16 protein-coding genes are annotated in these 18,858 nt (G+C 65.6%); 2 read left to right on the top strand and 14 right to left on the bottom strand.

Annotated elements, in window-relative coordinates; translation table 11 throughout:
• Positions 1-38 precede the first annotated feature (38 nt).
• The 14 genes from IDT60_RS07480 to dinB form a co-directional block, all read right to left on the bottom strand.
• Positions 39-971: a cell division protein FtsQ/DivIB gene (locus IDT60_RS07480; protein WP_191081436.1), complete on the bottom strand. Its 933-nt coding sequence runs from the start codon at positions 969-971 to the stop codon at positions 39-41.
• Entirely contained in the window at positions 964-2,340 is a 1,377-nt protein-coding gene (gene murC, locus IDT60_RS07475; protein ID WP_191081435.1) for a UDP-N-acetylmuramate--L-alanine ligase, read from the bottom strand. Before murC ends, IDT60_RS07480 begins: the two co-directional genes overlap by 8 nt.
• Entirely contained in the window at positions 2,337-3,437 is a 1,101-nt protein-coding gene (gene murG / locus IDT60_RS07470; RefSeq protein WP_191081434.1) for an undecaprenyldiphospho-muramoylpentapeptide beta-N-acetylglucosaminyltransferase, read from the bottom strand. Before murG ends, murC begins: the two co-directional genes overlap by 4 nt.
• A 6-nt stretch (positions 3,438-3,443) precedes the next feature.
• Positions 3,444-4,781, bottom strand: coding sequence for a putative lipid II flippase FtsW (ftsW, locus tag IDT60_RS07465; protein ID WP_191081433.1), 1,338 nt, complete (start codon positions 4,779-4,781; stop codon positions 3,444-3,446).
• Positions 4,782-4,783: 2 nt separating this feature from the next.
• On the bottom strand, positions 4,784-6,361 hold the full coding sequence (gene murD / locus IDT60_RS07460) for a UDP-N-acetylmuramoyl-L-alanine--D-glutamate ligase (protein WP_191081432.1): 1,578 nt from the start codon (positions 6,359-6,361) through the stop codon (positions 4,784-4,786).
• On the bottom strand, positions 6,343-7,452 hold the full coding sequence (gene mraY / locus IDT60_RS07455) for a phospho-N-acetylmuramoyl-pentapeptide-transferase (RefSeq protein ID WP_164200865.1): 1,110 nt from the start codon (positions 7,450-7,452) through the stop codon (positions 6,343-6,345). The genes murD and mraY overlap by 19 nt, the downstream gene beginning before the upstream one ends.
• Positions 7,449-8,915 carry a UDP-N-acetylmuramoyl-tripeptide--D-alanyl-D-alanine ligase gene (gene murF / locus IDT60_RS07450; protein ID WP_191081431.1) on the bottom strand — a complete coding sequence of 489 codons (1,467 nt, stop codon included), beginning with the start codon at positions 8,913-8,915 and terminating at the stop codon, positions 7,449-7,451. Before murF ends, mraY begins: the two co-directional genes overlap by 4 nt.
• Before the next feature lie 6 nt (positions 8,916-8,921).
• Entirely contained in the window at positions 8,922-10,562 is a 1,641-nt protein-coding gene (locus tag IDT60_RS07445; protein WP_191081430.1) for a UDP-N-acetylmuramoyl-L-alanyl-D-glutamate--2,6-diaminopimelate ligase, read from the bottom strand.
• 85 nt (positions 10,563-10,647) lie between these two features.
• The gene (locus IDT60_RS07440) at positions 10,648-12,450 is read right to left on the bottom strand and encodes a penicillin-binding protein 2 (RefSeq protein WP_191081429.1); all 1,803 of its coding nucleotides are present in this window, start codon (positions 12,448-12,450) and stop codon (positions 10,648-10,650) included.
• A gap of 95 nt (positions 12,451-12,545) precedes the next feature.
• Positions 12,546-13,217 carry a hypothetical protein gene (locus tag IDT60_RS07435; RefSeq protein WP_164200870.1) on the bottom strand — a complete coding sequence of 224 codons (672 nt, stop codon included), beginning with the start codon at positions 13,215-13,217 and terminating at the stop codon, positions 12,546-12,548.
• A complete protein-coding gene (rsmH, locus tag IDT60_RS07430; RefSeq protein WP_191081428.1) occupies positions 13,214-14,206 on the bottom strand; it encodes a 16S rRNA (cytosine(1402)-N(4))-methyltransferase RsmH in 993 nt (330 codons plus the stop codon). Before rsmH ends, IDT60_RS07435 begins: the two co-directional genes overlap by 4 nt.
• Before the next feature lie 164 nt (positions 14,207-14,370).
• Positions 14,371-14,799: a division/cell wall cluster transcriptional repressor MraZ gene (gene mraZ / locus IDT60_RS07425; RefSeq protein WP_164200874.1), complete on the bottom strand. Its 429-nt coding sequence runs from the start codon at positions 14,797-14,799 to the stop codon at positions 14,371-14,373.
• A 479-nt stretch (positions 14,800-15,278) separates the two neighbouring features.
• A complete protein-coding gene (locus tag IDT60_RS07420; RefSeq protein WP_164200876.1) occupies positions 15,279-15,653 on the bottom strand; it encodes a DUF3040 domain-containing protein in 375 nt (124 codons plus the stop codon).
• A 266-nt stretch (positions 15,654-15,919) separates the two neighbouring features.
• Positions 15,920-17,077, bottom strand: coding sequence for a DNA polymerase IV (gene dinB, locus IDT60_RS07415; RefSeq protein WP_191081866.1), 1,158 nt, complete (start codon positions 17,075-17,077; stop codon positions 15,920-15,922).
• A gap of 140 nt (positions 17,078-17,217) precedes the next feature.
• Between dinB and IDT60_RS07410 the strand changes: the two genes are divergently transcribed.
• Both IDT60_RS07410 and IDT60_RS07405 read left to right on the top strand, forming a co-directional pair.
• Complete coding sequence (locus IDT60_RS07410) at positions 17,218-17,745, top strand: hypothetical protein (RefSeq protein WP_191081427.1); 528 nt, start codon at positions 17,218-17,220, stop codon at positions 17,743-17,745.
• Entirely contained in the window at positions 17,742-18,836 is a 1,095-nt protein-coding gene (locus IDT60_RS07405; RefSeq protein WP_191081426.1) for a polyprenyl synthetase family protein, read from the top strand. Before IDT60_RS07410 ends, IDT60_RS07405 begins: the two co-directional genes overlap by 4 nt.
• The last annotated feature ends 22 nt before the right edge of the window (positions 18,837-18,858 follow it).

The raw sequence follows: 18,858 nt of genomic DNA, 5'->3' as shown, positions 1-18,858 counted from the left end.
TAATACGGCAAAGATTGCTACGTCCGGGTAAGCGGCGTTCAACGCGTCACCGGGTGCCGGGGCGCGCTCACATCGTACACGCGAACCGGGTTCTTTGGATCCGCGGGTACCTTGAGCAGGGCCTCAAGCACTTTGGCCTTGAGTTCCTTCTCCCCCGCATTTCCCCAAATGATGGTTTGCCCGTCAACCAGTTTGAGTTCCACGGCGTCCACGGATTGCGCGGACGCGTTCGAAAGCCTGGCGAGCACGTCCGGCGGAAGGGCCCCCAGGACCCCGGCAGTGGCCTGGAAGAGGTCCTTGCCGATGGCACCGGCGCCGCCATCGATGACAGGCAGCGACACGGATGCGGGATCCGTGATGCCGGCAAGCACCACGCCTTCCACATCCACCAACTGGTACTGCTCCTCCTGCTTGACCAAAGCCACCGGAACGCGTTCGTGCACCTCAACGACCAGTTCCGAGGGCGGCCGCGCCTGGGTGGTGACGGACTTGACCTGTACCAGCGGCTCGAGCAGCCGCCCCACCTCGTCCTCGCTGACCTGTGGGAGCGGTCTGCCCTTGAGCGGCTCGAGCGCGGACCGGACCTGCTCCGTGGTGACAAGCCTGGTACCGGTCACTGAGATGGTGCCCACGGCAAGGATGGGAGAAAAGACGGCAGCGGCAAGCAGCGCCGCGACAAACGCGAGGAGCGTGGACAGGACAACGAGGATGCGCCGCTTCCGGCGCTTTCCCGGCGGCTCAGGAAATACCAGCACATTACCGCTGCCAGGCGCCTTGTCCGGGGCCGGAACCGTGTCCGCGGGTTTCCGTTTCTTCCGTCCGTCCCTTGACGGGGTCTCCGGCGTAGATGGCGTCTCAGGGATCGGGGCGCTTTTGGAGGCGGAGATGACGTCAGGTTCCGCCGCTGCCTTCCTGGCCGGCGGCTGGCGCTTCGAAGGGGAAGCGTAGGTGGGGCGGCGTGGACTACCCATCGAGGGCCTGCACAATGTGTGGCCCGAACCCGGTCACGTCCCCGGCGCCGACAGTCAGGATGATATCGCCCGGCCTCGCTGCGGCCACCAGGGCCGCCACGGCGTCGTCCGCGGCCACCAGGCGGCCGCCAGGGGCCAGGTGCTCTGTGATGAGCTGGCTGGTGACACCGGGAATGGGATCCTCGCGGGCAGGGTAAATGTCCAGCACCAGCGCCGTATCGGCCAGGTTTAGGGCGTTCGCGAACTCGCCTGCGAACTCCCTGGTCCGGGAGAACAGGTGCGGCTGGAACAGGACATGCACGCTGTGTCCGGCCGCTACGGACCGCGCCGCCGTCAGGGCTGCCCGGACTTCCGTGGGGTGGTGGGCGTAGTCGTCAAAAACGCGCACGCCGCGCGCCTCGCCCTTCAGTTCAAAACGCCGGGACGTTCCTGAGAATTGCCCCAAGGCATGCGCCGCAGTTTCGGCGTCGACCCCAAGTTCCAGGGCAACGGCGACGGCGGCAGCCGCGTTGAGTGCGTTATGGCGCCCCGGGACCTGCAGCGGCAGCGCGAACCGTCCGGCAGTTAAGGAAATCTCAACACGCCCGGGACCGTCGTCGTGCAGGACGAGGTCCGCCCGTTCTGAAGTGCCGTACAGGACCACCCTGGTATTCCCGCGAGCCCTGGTGCGTCCTGCGAGTGCCAGGGCGCCGTCGTCGTCCGCGCAGGCGATCAGGACACCGTCGGCAGGCAGCAGTTCCGTAAAACGGTCAAAGGATTCGTAGACCGCCTCGGCGGTGCCGTAATGGTCCAGGTGGTCCGGTTCAACGTTGGTGACCACGGCGATTCTCGGCCGGTAGTTCAGGAAGGAACCGTCGGATTCATCGGCTTCGGCCACAAAAATGCCGGCGGTGCCGTGCGCTGCGTTAACCCCGAGCGCGGGCACGTTGGCGCCGATGGCGAACGAGGGGTCAAGCCCGGCGCCCTGGAGCAGGACCGTGATCATGGAGGTGGTGGTGGATTTGCCGTGCGTTCCGGCGACGGTCACCACCACGTCATTGCCCATGGTGGCGGCCAGCGCCTCAGAGCGGTGCAGCACAGGCAGGCCTACCTCCCGTGCCGCCACCAGTTCCGGGTTGTCCGTGCGGATCGCCGAGCCTGCGACTACGGTTTGGGCATCGCCCAGGTTGGCGGCGGCGTAGCCCACCGCGATCCGGGCCCCGGCGGCGGCCAGCTCCGCCATGACCGGCAAATCCTTGGCGTCGGACCCGCTGACGCTGACGCCCCGCGCCACCATGATGCGGGCGACGGCGGACATCCCCACGCCGCCGATGCCGATGAAATGGACGCGGCCCAGGGACTCCTGGCTGCGGATGCTTGCGGGGGTCATGCGGATACCGCTTCCAGGACAAGACCAGCCATGCGCTGATCGGCGTTTCTGATGCCAAGCCGGCGGGAGTTCGCGGCCATGGTTGCCAGCCGGGCGGCATCTGTGGCCAGCGGGATCAGCTCCCGCGTGATCCACTGTGCGGTGAAGTCCTTGTCCGGAACCAGGAGGGCGCCGCCGGCGTTTACGAGCCCCGCCGCGTTGAGCGCCTGCTCGCCGTTGCCGATGGGCAGAGGGACAAACACCGCGGGTACGCCCACGGCCGCCACTTCACAAACAGTGGCCGCGCCGGAGCGGGCCAGGAGGAGGTCGGCTGCGGCGTAGACGTTTTCCATGCCGTCCACGTACTCAACCTGCCGGTACCCCGCCGTGGCGAGCGGGCCGCCGTCGGGCCCCATGACCGTTTTGCCGCGCCCGGTGATGTGCAGCGTCTGAATGCCGGCGGCGCCAAGGTCCTGCGCGGCAGCGGCCACGGCACGGTTGATGCTCTGGGCGCCGGAAGATCCGCCCGTCACAATCAGCGTGGGCTTGCCGGCGTCCAGGCCCAGAGCTTCCCGTGCCGCGGCACGGGCGGAGTCCCTGTCCAGGCTGGAGATTTCGGTCCGCATGGGCATGCCGACATGGCGGGCGTGCCGCAGGCGGGTGGTGTCAAAGGCGGTGGCGACGTGACGGGTCAAAAAGGATCCCACCCGGTTAGCCAGGCCCGGCCGGGTGTTGGCTTCATGGATCACGATGGGAATCCCCCGACGGCGGGCGGCGAGGTACAGCGGGGTGCAGACATAGCCGCCTACGCCAACCAGGACGTCAGCCGACGCGTCGTCCAGGATGCGGCCTGACTGCCGCACTGCCCCGGCCAGCCGGGCCGGCAGCTTCAGCAGGTCGAGGGATGGTTTCCGGGGGAAGGGAACCCTGTCGATGGTGGCCAGTTCCACGCCGGCGGCGGGCACCAGCCGGGTTTCCATGCCGGCCGGCGTGCCCACGGCAAGCAGCCGGGACCCGGGGGCTGCGGTCCGGAGGGCAGCCGCGATGGCCAGGAGCGGGCTGATGTGGCCGGCAGTTCCGCCGCCCGCGAGGACAATGGACAGGTTCTGGGAAGTCATAAAGTGCTAGGTACGCTTTCTTGCGGTCTTCGTGCGGCTGGATTTCCCAGCCTTCTTGGCCCCGAACTTCAGCATTCTCTTCGGGCGGATGGCGGGTGCCATCTGTTCGCGGGCGAGAGACAGCACCACTCCCACCGCACAGAGGGACATCAGCAGGGCCGAACCGCCGTAGGAAATGAACGGCAGCGGTACGCCAATGACGGGCATCAGGCCCGTTACTACGGCCATGTTGACCGTGGCCTGCCCCAGCAGCCACACCATGATGGTGCCGGCCAGGACGCGGTGGAACATATCCTCCTGTGCCACCACCACGCGGTAAATGGCGGCGCCGAGGATGGCGAAGAGCACCAGGACGACGACGGTGCCCACCAGGCCGAGTTCCTCGCCGATGATGGCGAAAATGAAGTCGTTGTGGGCTTCCGGAATCCAGCTGTACTTCTGCCGGCTCTGGCCAAGGCCGACGCCGAACCAGCCGCCGGAGGCGAGGCCATAGAGGCCGTTGGTGGCCTGGTAGTTGGCGTCGATGCCATCCGCACAGGACTGGCCGGTCCACCATGACGTAATGCGGCACATGCGGTTTGAACTCGTGATGGCCATAAAGGCCGCCCCTGCCGCGCCCAGCACGGCGGCGAAGCCGAACATGTAGAGCGGCACGCCGGCAAAAAACAGTGCGGCGGCAGTGATCATCATGATGATCATCGCCGTGCCGAGGTCATTGCCCCACAGCACCAGGCCGATCACGGCCCCTGCCAGCGGCACGGCGGGAATAAGCACATGCTGCCAGAGACGGAGCAGCTTCCCCTTCATGGCCATGACCGTGGCCATCCACAGCGCCAGCGCCAGCTTGGAAGCCTCGGACGGCTGGAACGTGATGCCGCCGAGGTCAATCCAGTTCTTGTTGCCGTTGACCTCGTCACCGATCAGCTGCACCAGGACCAGGAGGACAAGGGCCGCGCCGAGCACGGGCCAGGCGAGACGCTTCAGCCAGATGACGTTGATGCGCGAGAGGACGAACATGGTGAAAATGCCGATGCCGGCGAACATGCCCTGTTTGAGGGCGTCACCATAGGGCGACTTGCCGGCGGCGATGGATTCGACGCTGGAGGCTGAGAGCACCATCATGATGCCGATGGCTGTCAGGGCCAGCGTAGAGCCCAGGATGAGGTAGTACGTGGAGCCGTTCCGGGACGTGCCCGTACCCTCGAGGGCGGACCAGAAGGCGCGGTACGAGTCCCGAATCCGCCGGGGCAGCGTTTTGGCTACGGGGTTCCCGGATCCTGGTGGCGAAGCTGGTTTCCCGGCGCGCGGCTGTGAGGCCGTGGGCCGGGTGGGCGTGCTGACCATTGTTACTCCTCGCCGGTCTGGGCCTGCCCTTCCACCAGCTCGCGGACAGCTTCGATAAAGGCGTTGCCGCGGTGAGCGTAGGAAGAGAACTGATCCATGGAAGCAGCTGCCGGTGCCATCAGGACGGTGTCACCTGATGCGGCCAGCTGCGCCGCTGACGCAACGGCCCTGGACATCACGCCTGTCCCGGAAACCGGAGATTTGGCCGCGATGTCTCCGCCCGTTGCGGCAGTCTGCATATTTTCAGTGTCGCCCGCCGGGGTGGTGATCACGGGGACATCCGGTGCGTGTCGCTGCAGGGCCTCGGCCAGCGGAGCGGTGTCGACGCCGATGAGTACCACGGCCTTCAGCCGGGCAGCCTGGTCCCGGACCAGGTCGTCATAGCTGACGCCTTTGGAGAGTCCCCCGGCGATCCAGATGACGTTCTTGAAGGCGGCCAGGGATGCTGCTGCGGCGTGCGGGTTGGTGGCCTTGGAATCGTTGATCCAGAGAATACCGTTGTGATGGGCGACCGTCTGGATGCGGTGGTTGCCCGGCACGTAGTCCTGGATGCCGCGGCGCACGGCCTGGGCGTCCACACCGTAGGCGCGGACCAGGGCTGCCGCTGCGAGGGCGTTGGCAACCATGTGGCGGGGCGCAAACTGCCCCAGGTCAGTCAACGAGGCCAGCTCGGCAGCACTGTCCTTGCGCTGTTCGATGAAGGCACGGTCCACCAGGAGGCCTTCCACCACGCCCAGCATGCTGATGGCCGGGGTGACCGTGGTGAAACCGACGGCCCGGCAGCCCTCCACGACGTCGGCGTCTTCCACCATCCGTTCGGTTTCGATCTGCTCGGCGTTGAAGATGCAGGCCTTTTGGGTCCGCGCGTAGACCTTCGCCTTGTCGGCCAGGTAGGAGTTGTAGGAGCCGTGCCAGTCAACATGGTCCTCGGCGACGTTGAGGCAGACACTGGCCACCGGAGACAACGATTCAGCCCAGTGCAGCTGGAAGCTGGAGAGCTCGACAGCAAAGACGTCGTACTCAACGGGATCGCGGAGGGCGTCAAGGATGGGGGTGCCCACATTGCCGACGGCAATGGCCTTCAGGCCGGCTGCCTGAAGCATCGACGCTGTCAGGCCCACCGTGGTGGTCTTGCCGTTGGTGCCGGTGATGGTCAGCCAGTCAGCCGTCTTGTGGCCTTCCCTGACGCGCACGCGCCAGGCGAGTTCGACGTCGCCCCACACCGGAATGTGTGCGCGTGCTGCAGCGGCGAGGAGCGCCTGGTCCGGGCGCCAGCCCGGCGAGGTCACGATCACGTCGGGGTAGCTGCCGTCCACTTTGGGGATCCGGCTGACGGCTTCTTCGCCAAGGAGGACGTCCGCGGCGCCGACAATCTTCAGGGTGTCGGCCTGGGCCCGGGCGGTGTCGGTGGTGGCGGCATCCACCACCACCACCCGGGCGCCGAGTTCGATCAGGGTGTCGGCCGCGGCGAAGCCGGACACGCCGATCCCGGTGACCACAACACGCAGGCCGGCCCAGTCGGAGTCCCAGGTAACAAGGTTCTGCAGGCGGGGGGAAACGGTCACAAGAGCACAACCCATTCAGCGTAGAAGACACCGAGGCCAACGGCTACGAAGAGCCCGCCCAGGATCCAGAAGCGGACAACGACTGTGACTTCGGCCCAGCCCTTGAGTTCGAAGTGGTGCTGCAGCGGCGCCATCTTGAAAACGCGTTTGCCGCCGGTGATCTTGAAGTAACCCACCTGGATGATGACAGACAGGGTAATCAGGACAAACAGGCCGCCGATGATGCCCAGGAGGAGTTCGGTGCGGGACAGGATGGCGAAGCCGGCAATGGCGCCGCCGATGGCAAGGGAGCCGGTGTCACCCATAAAGATCTTGGCCGGCGAGGTGTTCCACCAGAGGAAGCCCACCAGTGCCGCGCTCAGGATGGCGGCCAGGAGCGCCAGGTCCAGGGGGTCACGGACGCTGTAACAGCCGCTGCCGGCCTGCCGGGGAGAGCCACAGGCCTGGTTGTTCTGCCAGATTCCCATGAGCGTGTAGGCGCCGAAGACCATTACCGAGGCACCGGCCGCGAGCCCGTCGAGACCGTCCGTCAGGTTCACGCCGTTGGTTGCCGCTGTGACAATCAGGTTGGACCACAGGACAAACAGAATGGCGCCAACTATGGTGCCGCCAAAGGCCAGGTCCAGCCAGGGAATGTCACGGACCAGGGAGATTTTGGTTGAGGCCGGAGTGAGCCCGTCGGGGTCGGGAAAGTTCAGTGCCAGGACGGCGAAGCCGATGCCGACAGCGGCCTGGAGGATGAGTTTGGCTTTCGCGTCCAGTCCCAGGCTCCGTTGGCGGGAGATCTTGATGAAGTCGTCGAGGAAGCCGACCAGCCCCATGCCGACCATGAGGAAGAGCAGGATCAGGGCCGACGCCGAGGGTCCCGCCGAGGCCGGATTCATCATCCACATGATGAGGTGGGTCAGTCCGTAGCTGAGCAGGACTGCGCCCACCACAACGGTTCCGCCCATGGTGGGGGTGCCGCGTTTGGTGTGGTGTGAGGTGGGTCCGTCGTCGCGGATGAACTGTCCGTAGCTCTTGCGGACGAGCAGGCGGATAAACAGCGGGGTTCCCACCAAGGCGAACAGCAGGGCAAGTCCGGCGCCGATAAGGAGTGCAATCACAGCAGTCCGCTCCTTTCATTGGCAGGTTCCGGGGATTGTGGGGGTAATGCTATCCGATCGCCCAAATGGCGCAGCCCCACGCTGTTGGAGGACTTGAAGAGCACCAGGTCACCGGGTTCAAGCTCCGCGTCGAGGAAGGCGTAGGCATCCTCCAGTGTTTCGGCAAAGACACATTCATCGCCCCAGGAGCCCTCCTGGACGGCAGAAACATACAGGGACCGCGCCTCACGGCCGACAACCACCAGCCGTGAAATGTTCAGGCGCACCACTTGGGAGCCCACCGCAGTGTGTTCCCGGATCGAATCAGGTCCCAGTTCCAGCATGGCGCCCAGGACTGCCCACGTGCGGCGGCCGCGGCCGAGGTCGGCTAGCGTGCGCAGGGCAGCGCGCATGGACTCAGGATTGGCGTTGTAGGCGTCATTGATGACCGTGACGCCGTCGGCGCGTTCCGTGCGTTCCATGCGCCATCGGCTGGCCGCCGACTGGTTGCTGAGGGACTCCGCGATCTCTGCCGCCGGCACGCCGGCCGCGTGCGCGGCCGCTGCCGCTGCCAGGAGGTTTACCGTGTGGTGGGCGCCAATGAGCCGGCTGGTGACGTGCAGCCCGGCGTCAGTGCCGGGAAGGACGAGATCGAATTCCGGATTGCCGGCAGGATTAGTGTCCGGCTTGTCAGCCCGCACGGCGGCGTCATGGCGGTCTTCGGCTGAGAACCCGAGCACGGCGGCGCGGGTGCGGGCGCGCATGCCGGCAACGCGGTCGTCGTCGAGGTTCAGGATGGCGGTGCCGCCCGGAGCAAGGGCCTCCACCAGCTCGCCCTTGGCCTGGACAATGTTTTCGACGCCGCCGAACTCTCCCGCGTGCGCTGTGCCCACGCCAAGGACAACGCCGACGTCGGGCTGGACCATGTCGGCGAGGTAGCGGATATGCCCGACGCCCGTGGCACCCATTTCGATGACAAGGTACCGGGTCCCGGTGTCGGCCCGGAAGACGGTGAGGGGCACGCCCACCTCGCCGTTGTAGGAACCTTGCGGGGCAACTGTTGTGCCCTGCGCTGTAAGGATCCCCGCGAGGAGGTCCTTGGTGGTGGTCTTTCCGGCCGAACCCGTGATGCCGATGACCGTCAGGGATTCGCCGGCAGCTTCGCGGGCCGCCCGGATCCGGCGGACTGATTCGGCGGCCAGCGCACCCATGGCCAGCACTGCGTCCTCGACCACGACGGCGGGATAGTTGGCACCGTCCGGGCCGGTGACGGGGCGCTCCGCCAGGACAAGGACTGCACCCTGGCGGAAGGCGGCGTCGACAAAGTCGTGGCCGTCCGCCAGCTCGCCCGGTTTCGCAACGTAAAGGGAGCCGGGAGCGGCTTCGCGTGAATCCGTGACCACCGAGCCCGGGGTGATCCCCGGATCGGCGTCCAGGCGGCCGTCTGTGATTTCGGCGATTTCCGCCGCAGTAAGTGCAATCATCTCGGTCTAGGACTCTATCCGGTCGTCTTGGAGAACGTTGAATCCCCTGGCTGTCAAGGCGTTCCGGAGTTCCACCCGGTCGTCCAGGGCAAGGTTGACTCCCTTGACCTCCTGCCACACTTCGTGCCCGCGGCCGGCAACCAGGATGGTGTCCTGCGGGCGGGCCAGCTCAGCAGCCCGCTGGATGGCGGCGTCCCTGGGATAAATTTCCTCGATAACGCAGTCAAGCGCGTCCTGTTCCTGCGCGGCCCGGGCGCCCGTCAGCACATCCGCCCGGATGGCTGCCGCGTCCTCATCATGGGGGTCGTCATCGGTGACAATGACAACATCGGCGAGTCGGGCGGCGATTGCTCCCATGGCCGGGCGTTTGCCCTGGTCACGCTGCCCGGTGGCACCGAAAACAACAATCACGCGGGACCCTTCGGCTGGAGACCGGACGGCCTCAATCGCCCGCGCCAGGGCGTCGGTGTTGTGGGCGAAATCGACGACGGCGGCCGGTTCCTCCGCGACGAGCTGCATGCGGCCGGGGACGGCCACCGTAAAGGGGTCATGCTCTGTCAGGGCGGCCTGCACGGCCGCGGCGTCCGCTCCGCCGGCCAGGACCATCACGATGGCCAGCGCCGCGTTGGCCACGTTGAAGGCACCGGGCAGGCCGGTGTGCGCGTGCAGGGCGGCGCCATCGGGCCCGGCCAGGGTGAACTCCGTCCCCAGGCCGCGCGGCGCGGTAGCGGTGACGGTCCAGTCCGCCGCACCTGCTGCCAATGACGTCGCGAGGGTGGTGACCGGTATCCCTGCCGTGGCCGCGAGCCTGCGGCCCCATTCGTCGTCGACCGTTATGGCGGCCGCCCGGGCGCGGCGGGACGTGAACAGGTCGGCCTTGGTGGCGAAGTACTCTTCCATGGTCCCGTGCAGGTCAAGGTGGTCCTGGGTCAGGTTGGTGAACCCGGCGACGTCGAAGACCACCCCGTCAACACGCTGGAAGGAAACTGCGTGGGAGGACACTTCCATGGACGCTGCGTCCAGTCCCCGCTCCCGCATAAGTGCGAGCAGGGCGTGGACGTCCGTTGATTCGGGCGTGGTCAGGAGACTGGGGATGGGCTCACCGCCGGCGAGGATTTCGATGGTGCCGATCAGGCCGGTCCGTTGCCCCAGGGCCCGGAGCAGGGAGTTGATGAAGTAGGTGGTGGTGGTCTTGCCGTTCGTCCCTGTCACGCCGAAAAGGCGCGGCGGCTGGCCGGGAGCCGGCTGGCTGCGGTAGATCATGGCGGACAGGGGCCCCACCACGTTGCGTGGCCCGTCCACTACCAGGACGGGGACCGCGGTGTCCGCTGACAGCGCCAGGAGCCGCGCCCCGGCGTCGTCGGTCAGGACAGCAACGGCTCCCCTGTCGACTGCCTGGGCGACGAAGTCAGCGCCATGGCGGGCAGCGCCCGGCAGGGCAACATACAGGTCGCCGCGTTCCACAGTCCGCGAATTCAGCGAAATCCCCGTCACACCGATCTCCGCGGAGCTTCCAGGAACCGGGATGCCAATGGCTTCCCCGATGCTGTCCAGCCGGACCGCGGCGACTGAGGCGGGCCTGAACCCCGATGCGGGAGGCGCCCCCGCCGGCCCGCTATGACTGCCTGGTGCGTTCTGCTCTGACAAAAGGATCTCCGATGGTGCTGGTGGTCATGCCCGCGCGAAATGTATCCCGGTGCGGGCGGTGAAAATGCTGCTGCCTGGCTTGGTGCTACTTGGCGTACTGCGGCAGCCGGGCCGGTTCGCCCGTGGACGGCTGGACGTTGTAGGTGCGCAGTGCCTGGCTCATGACCGAGCGGAACACAGGCCCCTGGGTGATGCCGTAGATATTGCCCTTGGGACGCTGCAGCACCACCTCAACAATAAACCGGGGATCGTCCATCGGTGCCATTCCCACAATGGAAGCGGTATAGCCGCAGAATCCTGACTTCCCGTCATCACACGGGGATTCAGAGGTTCCGGTCTTGGCCCCCACACGGTATCCGTCGATCGCCGCGTCCTTGATCTGTCCCTCGGTCACCGCGCTCTCGAGGATGTCCTGGACCTGCTGCGCGGTGTTGTCGGACACTACCTGCCGGGACGGCTGCGGCGCCACCTTCTCTTCGGTCCCGTCCGCCGCGATGTAGGAGTCAATCAGGCGGGGCTGGAGCATCACGCCGTTATTGGCGATCGATTGGAAAGCGCGGACCGTTTGCAGGGTGGACTGGGACACACCCTGGCCGAACAGCACCGTGTACTGCTGGCGGCTGTCCCACTGGTCCGCCGGCGCGAGGATCCCGGAGGCAGTTGCGGGAAGTCCGATGTCCGGTGCCTCGCCGATGCCGAACTTCCGCAGCCAGTCATAGCGCTGCTGCGGAGTCAGCCGGGAGCCCGCGGCCACCGTGCCCGTGTTCATGGACCACCCCAGGATGCCGGCGAGCGTCCGCTCTTCGGTGCCGTGCGTAAAGGCGTCGGTGAAGGTCTGGCCGTCAACGGTGTAGCTGGGCCCCAGGGTGAAAGTATCCAGCGGGCTGGACTTGCCCTCCTCAATGAGTGCCGCGGCCGTCATCATCTTCTGAACGGAGCCAGGTTCGTAGGCAGCGGTCACAGAGCGGACGCCCCTGTCCTTGGCTGCCACCCTGCCGGGATCATTCGGATCCGGGGCATTGGAGTCTGCCATGGCCACGAGGTTCCCCGTTTTGGCGTCCATCACAATGATGACGCCCCATTCGGCGCCCTGGGCGTCGGTGGAACTCTGGATGGCCTGCTGGGCAAAGTACTGGAGGTCCGAGTTCAGCGTGAGCTTGACGTCCTTGCCGTCCTCAGGCGGTGTCAGTTCATCCACACCGACCGGGATTCGTAGGCCGTCTGCGCCAATTTCGAAGAGCCGCCTGCCGTCTTTGCCCCGCAGCAGCCCGTCCTGGGTCTGCTCGATGCCGGCCTGCCCCGTATTGCCGTCCTGCAGGAAGCCGATGATTCCGCCTGCTACTGAACCGTTCGGGTAAACGCGTTTGCTGACGCCCACCGTATCTACGCCGGGGATGCTGAGTTTCGAGACCCTGTCCTCGACGTCCGGCTTCAGGTCCTTCGCAACGATGTAGTAGCGCGATTCACCCGTAACAGCTTCGCGGATGGCGTCCTGGCTCATTCCGAGGACCAGGGCCAGTTCTTTGAGGCCCTGCTCCCGGCTGACGTCCACGAGCTTGTCCTTGCCGTCGACTTTGGCCAGCCGCTTGAATGTCCCGGTCTTGGTGTTGACGGTCTGGTCCACCACCACGTTGTACCGGATCACGCTGTTGGCCAGTACGGTGCCGTTGGCGTCCACGATGCTGCCGCGTTCGGCGGGCAGGGTGGTCTCGCGCATTCGGTAGTCGAGGGCAGCCGCAGCCATGCCGCCGACGTCAAGGCCCTGGACCATAAAGAGCTTGCCGCCCACCACCAGGAGCAGCGTCAGCATGATGCCCAGGCCGAGGCGCAGCCGCTTGGTGGCGTTGGGCACGCTGCCGCCTTTTGCCTTGCCGGTCTTCTGCGCCACCGTAACTTCCTTGCTGCTCGCCTTGTTGCCTGGTGTTATGCCTGGCTGGTCGCCTGGCGATGGTGCCTGACCGGCTGCTTTTCAGCGGCTGTCAGTTACTGCCCGGGCACCTTTTGTTCCGGTGCCGGCACAGAGCCGCCGTGGAGTTCGACGGCGGGGACCGGCGGTGCGGGTACTGCGGCTGGTGCTGTCGGCGCGGCAGCCGGTGCAGGCACTGCCGCTGCCGGTTCCTCTGCTGCCGGCTTGCGGTTCACCAGGGGCTCCGACGCCGAGGGCGGCGGGACGACTGTCAGCACGCCGGCTACGGCCGGAGCCGGGATGACGGCGCCGGCTGAGCCGCCCTTGACGGCCGGCGTTGCCTTGCCGGTAACGGTCAGGGTGGAGAGGTCGATCTGGCCCTTGACTGTGGACGCCACCATTCCCAGGTCCGCTGCCTTGGCCGCCAGGTTCTGGGGAGCTTCGAAGTTCTGGAGCTGCTGCGTCAGATCCTGGTTCTCCTTGGTCAGCGTGCTCTGCTTACCCCTCAGCTCCACGAGCTGGTACTGGGAGGTTGACACCGAGATGTTGAGGACCAGGACCGCCACCAGCGCGACGGCGAGCAGCGCGAAGCACATCACCACAAAAGGAGCGCGGCGTTTTTTGGGCGCGGAGCGCACCACGGACAGGGGTGTCCGTTCCTTCCGGCCCGGACCGGAAGGGCTGGTCCGGATCGCCGGGGCAGAGCTGCCGGAGAGGACTGGGAAGTTCTTGACGGCGGCGGTGCTCATGCTTCTCTCCTGGCTCTGATGCGTTCCACGGCGCGCAGCCTGGCGGAAGCAGCGCGGGGGTTTTCGGCGATCTCGACGGCGGTGGGAACCTCTGTGCCCTTGGTCAGGGTCTTGAGGGGGGCCTTATGTTCCTCCAGTTCCACGGGGAAACCGAGTGGAGCTGAGGATTTGGAGCCGGCCTGGAATACTGACTTGACGATTTTGTCCTCCAAGGAGTGGTACGACATCACCACAATGCGTCCGCCCAGGGCGAGGGCGTCCACGGCTGCCGGAACGGCCCGTTCCAGCACCTCCAGTTCCTCGTTGACTTCGATCCTCAGGGCCTGGAAAGTCCGCTTCGCGGGGTGCCCGCCGGATTTCGCAGCAGCCGCCGGCACTACCGAGCGGATCTGCTCCACGAGTTCCCCGGTGGTGGTGAAGGGCTTCACGGCCCTTGCTGCGACGATCCTGTTGGCGATCCGGCCGGCGAACTTCTCTTCGCCCCACTTCCGGATGATCCTGACCAGGTCTTCTTCGCTGTAGTTATTGACCACATCGGCCGCGGTCTGCCCGCGGCTCGTGTCCATCCTCATATCCAGCGGTGCATCAAAGGAGTAGGCGAAGCCGCGTTCCCGCTCGTCCAGCTGAAGGGATGAGACACCAAGGTCCATCAGGATGCCGTGGACTTCCCCGACACCCAGGTCCGCCAGGACGTCGGCGATTTCGTCGTAGACGGCGTGCACAAGGTCGGTCCGGTCAGCGAAACGGGCCAGCCGCTCCCCTGCCAGGGCCAGCGCTTCCTCGTCGCGGTCGATGCCGATCAGGTGCAGGTCCGGGAAGCGTTCCAGCAGGGCCTCCGAGTGGCCGCCCATGCCGAGCGTCGCGTCAATGGCGATGGGCGTCTCGCCCCGGCTCCGCGCGGCTTCAAAACCGGGCGCCAACAAATTGATGCACCGGTCCTTCAGGACCGGCACATGGCGTTCGGACGTCGGCTTCGGGTGGTCATTCATGCCTTCGTCCTTTCATTCGCCGGGTGTGGGGTGCTTCTTAAGCCAGATCCCCATCCGCGCCTATCATGCTGCCTGCCTGACTCCGGGGAAGTGAGTCAGGTTGGCGGTCCGATGGGCGGCTGGAGATCAGGTTCAAGAAACGGTGTTCTGCGCCGTTCAGGTGATCACAGAATCCCCGGAATAGCGTCGTCAGTCTCGGAGAAGGCAGTTTCCTTCTCCGCCAGGTACTCGTTCCAGGCTTGGGCATCCCAGATCTCGGCGCGGGTTCCTGCGCCGATGACGGCCAGTTCCCTGCCGAGGCCTGCGTACTCCCGGAGCGCCAACGGAATGGTCACGCGCCCCTGCTTGTCAGGTACCTCGTCCGAGGCTCCAGAGAGAAAGACACGAATGTAGTCACGGGCCTGCTTGGAGGAGATGGGCGCCTCCCGCATTTGCTCGTGAACCTTCGCAAATTCCTGCTCACTGAAGACGTAGATACAACGCTCCTGGCCCCTTGTAAGAACCAGCCCGGCGGCAAGCTCCTCGCGGAACTTTGCGGGGAGGATAATTCGGCCCTTTTCGTCCAAACGTGGCGAGTGTGTGCCCAGAAACACTGGCCCACCGCCCGTCTGCCGTCAGGAACTGCACATCCCCTAATGTTGCAACTACCCTCTTATGTCCTCCACATTACTCCACTTTCCCCCACAGTCAACGCAAAAGCGGCCCACTGCTCCCCCTTTTAGCGATTGGCGCGCCAAATGGCGGGGATCCGCGGGGTGGATGAAAGTGGAGGCCGGGTGGGGCGTCCCGGCATCCCGGGGGCGGGAGATCACGACGCCGGCACCGCCGCCGTCGCGGGCTCCCCTCCTGCGGCGTCCGGCCGCAGCGCGAATCCCCCGGAGAACTGCCGTTAAATGCAGAAGACCCGCCTCGGCGGGTCTTCTGCGCGGTCCCACTCAGCGGTGGGGAGCCAGACGGGGAGCAAAGTGGAGGGTAAATCGAAGTGGCGGGGACAATACAGGGAAAAACGGCCGACGCTTACCGCGGCGGGCTGTTCAACTCGGCGAACCGTGCAATCAGCGGAGGCACTGCCTCATGATTCGTCGCGGCGACGCTCGTCCCAGCGTTCCTCCAGGCTGGACATAAACGAACTCCGGGGCTTTCCGGACTTGCCTGTACCGGAAGCGGAGCCTGCCTTTGAGCCGGAACCACTGCGCATTGTGGCGAAGTAAACACCGCCGCCCATGACCACGAACCCGAGAACGCCGACGATGATGATCTGGGTGGTGACGCCGACCAGGAGCAACGCGATGCCCGCCAGGGCGCACAGGACACCGATGACCACGTGGCGCGTGGACCACGTACGTCCCGGGTCCGACCCCATGGAATTCGCGAACTTCGGATCGTCCTCGTGCAGCTGCTTCTCCAACTGCTCCAGCAGCTTCTGTTCGTGCTCCGAGAGCGGCATCACGACCTCCTTAAGTAGGCCAACGTCCGGGCTGGTCCCATCCCGTACTCCTGCTCCGATAACGACCGGCGTGCCCGGGAGGTTCCCGCCCCGTCAACTGGCGGAACGCGAACACCGGCACGGGCATGTTTTGGAACGGCAGTAAGTCCAAGAAAGTCCGGCAGTAACTGAAAACTATGTACATATAAGGATAGTTTGTCGGAGGCCGTTCTGAAAGACGGCCAGCCCCCGCCCTAAGCCGCCCATCGTCGACGCGGACCACCTTGTCAATGCCCGTCTCCCGGACCCAGCAGGCTCGCCGGAAGGACCGATTTGTTGCCGAACTTCCGGCTGACCTGATCCAGTACCTGCTCCGCCGCCCGCCAGTTGTCATCCCTGCGGTCAAGGCTCAACTGCAGGGAGGTCTGGGCGGCCTCTTCAAGCTGCTCTGCCCGGATGCCCACCAACCGGACGGTCATGGGCCGCGGGCCAACGGAATCCAGTAGCTGAAGTGCCACGGCATGGATCAGCTGGGCACTGTCCACCGGCGTGTGGACGGTACGGCTCCGGGTAATGGTGGAAAAGTCGGAGTAGCGCAGCTTCAGCGCAACGGTGCGCGCCACCATGCCTGAACTGCGCAACCGCCCGGCCGTTCGATGGGACAGCCTCAACAGTTCCCGGCTGATGAGCGACGCGTCACCGGTGTCCACCGCAAAAGTCTCTTCGGCGCCGATGCTCTTCTCGAGCCGCACCGGAGTGACCGGCCGCGGGTCGATCCCCCACGAAAGCCGGTAGACATGCTCCCCCGTGGCGCCAAGGACCTTTTTCAGCGAGGTCACAGGCGTGGCCGCCACATCAGCCACCGTCCGAATACCCATCCGCGCCAGGACGTCAGCGGTCTTGGCACCGATTCCCCACAATGCACCAACCGGGAGGCTGTGAAGGTAGGGGACCGTCTCGTCGGGACCAATCAGCAAAAGCCCATCCGGCTTACAGCGCGTGGACGCGATCTTTGCAACGAATTTGCTCGCTGCGATGCCCACGGACGCGGTAATGCCCAGCTCAGCAGCAACCCGGCGGCGGATCAGCTCACCGATTTCGCGTGGCGTGCCCAAACGCCGGATCGCGCCGCTGACATCCAGGAAGGCCTCATCGACACTCAGCGGTTCCACGAGTTCGGTGATGGACTCGAAGATTTCCATCAGCTGGGCAGAAACCTCGTAGTACAGCTTGTGGCGGGGTTCGATGATGACGGCTTTGGGGCACATCCTGGCCGCAACCACCATGGGCATGGCGGACTTCACGCCGAAGGCGCGGGCCTCATACGATGCCGAAAGGACCACGGAACGGTCCGCCGGAAACCCGACAATCACAGGCTTTCCGCGAAGCTCAGGGCGGGTGCGAAGCTCCACGGAAACGAAAAAGGCGTCCATATCCACGTGCATGATGCAGTTGCGACGGAGCTCCCGAAGACCCGCTTCGGTGTACTGGTTGTTCCGCTCAAGCCCCACACGGGAAATTCTATCGGTTGGTACTGACTAAACTGGAGGCTGAGTCCGGCATCAACCCCAGGAGGAAAGTCCCTGTGACGGTCACGACAAGTCTTAAGCCAACAGGATTAGCGGCACTCGCCGCCGGCGCAATGCTGGCGCTTGCTGCCTGCAGCCCCGCGGCGCCCGGAGTGACCCCGTCTTCTGTAGGAACCGCATCGCCCACCTCAAGCCCATCCAGCGTCACCGCTTCGCCGAGCCCGACGGCGTCGCCCGGAACATCGGCGACGGTAGGGAAAATTGTTGAAGGTTTTCCGGAAGCCCTGATCCCCGTGATGCCCGGCGCCACTGTAATTTCCAGCAGTTTCGACAAAACCGCTGCGCCCGCCACCGTCGCATTGGTGGCTAGCCTCCCGGCCCCTACGGCCGCCGTCGTGGACTTCTATGCAAAGCACCTCGAGGGACTGGGGTTCAAGGCCGTTCCGGGCGACGCTGTCGGAGCTGTGGCGTCCAAGGACTTCGTCCGGAACGACAACGAGACAGTCAACATCGCGGTTGTCGAAGCGGCCGGAGTTTCCACGTTTACCATCGGCGCCAACGTGGCAGTTGAGTCAGCCAAGTGACGGTTTCGGAGCAGCTGAGGCTTGAACAGACCGCTTTTGTAGCCGCAGTTGCCGGGGAGCTCACAGAGTTCCTCACCACGCGGCAAGCCCTTGTGGCGGCCATTTCCCCCGATGTCGAACCCCTTATGGGTTCCATCTCCAACCTGGTGACCGGCGGCAAAAGGCTCCGGGCCCTGATGTGCTACTGGGGCTGGCGCGGCGCCGGCGGCGACCCCTCGGCGGCGCAGATTGTCACGGCAGGATCGGCCCTGGAGCTGTTCCAGGCCGCAGCCCTGATCCACGACGACATCATCGACCGCTCCGATACCCGGCGGGGCGGGCCAAGCGTCCACCGCCGGTTCAGCCAGCTCCACGACGCCCAGGGCTGGGCCTTGGACAGCGAGCGGTTCGGACACGCGGCGGCCATCCTGACCGGGGACCTTTGCCTGTCCTTCAGCGAAGAGGCGTTCACCGACATCGGCGGGCAGGCGGCAGCCGGCAGCCGGGCGCGGCTGATCTTCAACCTCATGCGCACCGAGGTGATGGCCGGGCAGTACCTGGACATCCTGGAAGAAGTCGCCGGCCCGGTCCGGGACCGTGCCGGAGCAGTGACGCGCGCCCAATCGATTATCAGGTTCAAGTCTGCCAAATATTCCACCGAGCATCCGCTGGCACTTGGCGGCGCACTCGCAGGCGCGTCTGACGAACTCCTCAGAGGCTACTCGGCCTTTGCCTTGCCCCTGGGCGAAGCCTTCCAGCTTCGCGATGACGTCCTGGGTGTCTTCGGCGACCCCGTCACCACAGGCAAACCGGCAGGTGACGATCTCCGCGAAGGCAAGAGGACTGTCCTGATTGCTCTGGCACTGGAACAGTCCTCCCCCGCAGAATCAGCGTTTATTGACGCAAAGCTCGGCAGCCCGGACCTGGGTGACGGGGATGTGGCCGAGATTCGCCGGATCATTGAAGAGTCCGGGGCCCTGCAGGCAACCGAACTGCTGATCGGCGAATTCGGCACGGCCGCCTACGACGCCTTGGAAATGTTGACTCTGGACGAACTGCCCAAAACGGCACTGCGGCGGCTGGCGGAGGCCACCGTCAGCCGCGCCGCCTGATTCCAGCCCCCGGCGGAGTCAG

This window comes from Pseudarthrobacter sp. BIM B-2242 (assembly GCF_014764445.1).
GTDB classification, from domain to species: Bacteria; Actinomycetota; Actinomycetes; order Actinomycetales; family Micrococcaceae; genus Arthrobacter; species Arthrobacter luteus_A.
This window is presented reverse-complemented; position numbering and strand designations above follow the sequence as displayed.

Bases quoted from the DNA above. Each gene is read 5' to 3' on its own strand.
- murD (WP_191081432.1), bottom strand. From the start codon at position 6,361: ATGGGTTGTGCTCTTGTGACCGTTTCCCCCCGCCTGCAGAACCTTGTT.
- murG (WP_191081434.1), bottom strand. From the start codon at position 3,437: ATGACTTCCCAGAACCTGTCCATTGTCCTCGCGGGCGGCGGAACTGCC.
- IDT60_RS07480 (WP_191081436.1), bottom strand. From the start codon at position 971: ATGGGTAGTCCACGCCGCCCCACCTACGCTTCCCCTTCGAAGCGCCAG.
- ftsW (WP_191081433.1), bottom strand. From the start codon at position 4,781: ATGGTCAGCACGCCCACCCGGCCCACGGCCTCACAGCCGCGCGCCGGG.
- murF (WP_191081431.1), bottom strand. From the start codon at position 8,915: ATGATTGCACTTACTGCGGCGGAAATCGCCGAAATCACAGACGGCCGC.
- dinB (WP_191081866.1), bottom strand. From the start codon at position 17,077: ATGCACGTGGATATGGACGCCTTTTTCGTTTCCGTGGAGCTTCGCACC.
- IDT60_RS07435 (WP_164200870.1), bottom strand. From the start codon at position 13,217: ATGAGCACCGCCGCCGTCAAGAACTTCCCAGTCCTCTCCGGCAGCTCT.
- IDT60_RS07420 (WP_164200876.1), bottom strand. From the start codon at position 15,653: ATGCCGCTCTCGGAGCACGAACAGAAGCTGCTGGAGCAGTTGGAGAAG.
- rsmH (WP_191081428.1), bottom strand. From the start codon at position 14,206: ATGAATGACCACCCGAAGCCGACGTCCGAACGCCATGTGCCGGTCCTG.
- murC (WP_191081435.1), bottom strand. From the start codon at position 2,340: ATGACCCCCGCAAGCATCCGCAGCCAGGAGTCCCTGGGCCGCGTCCAT.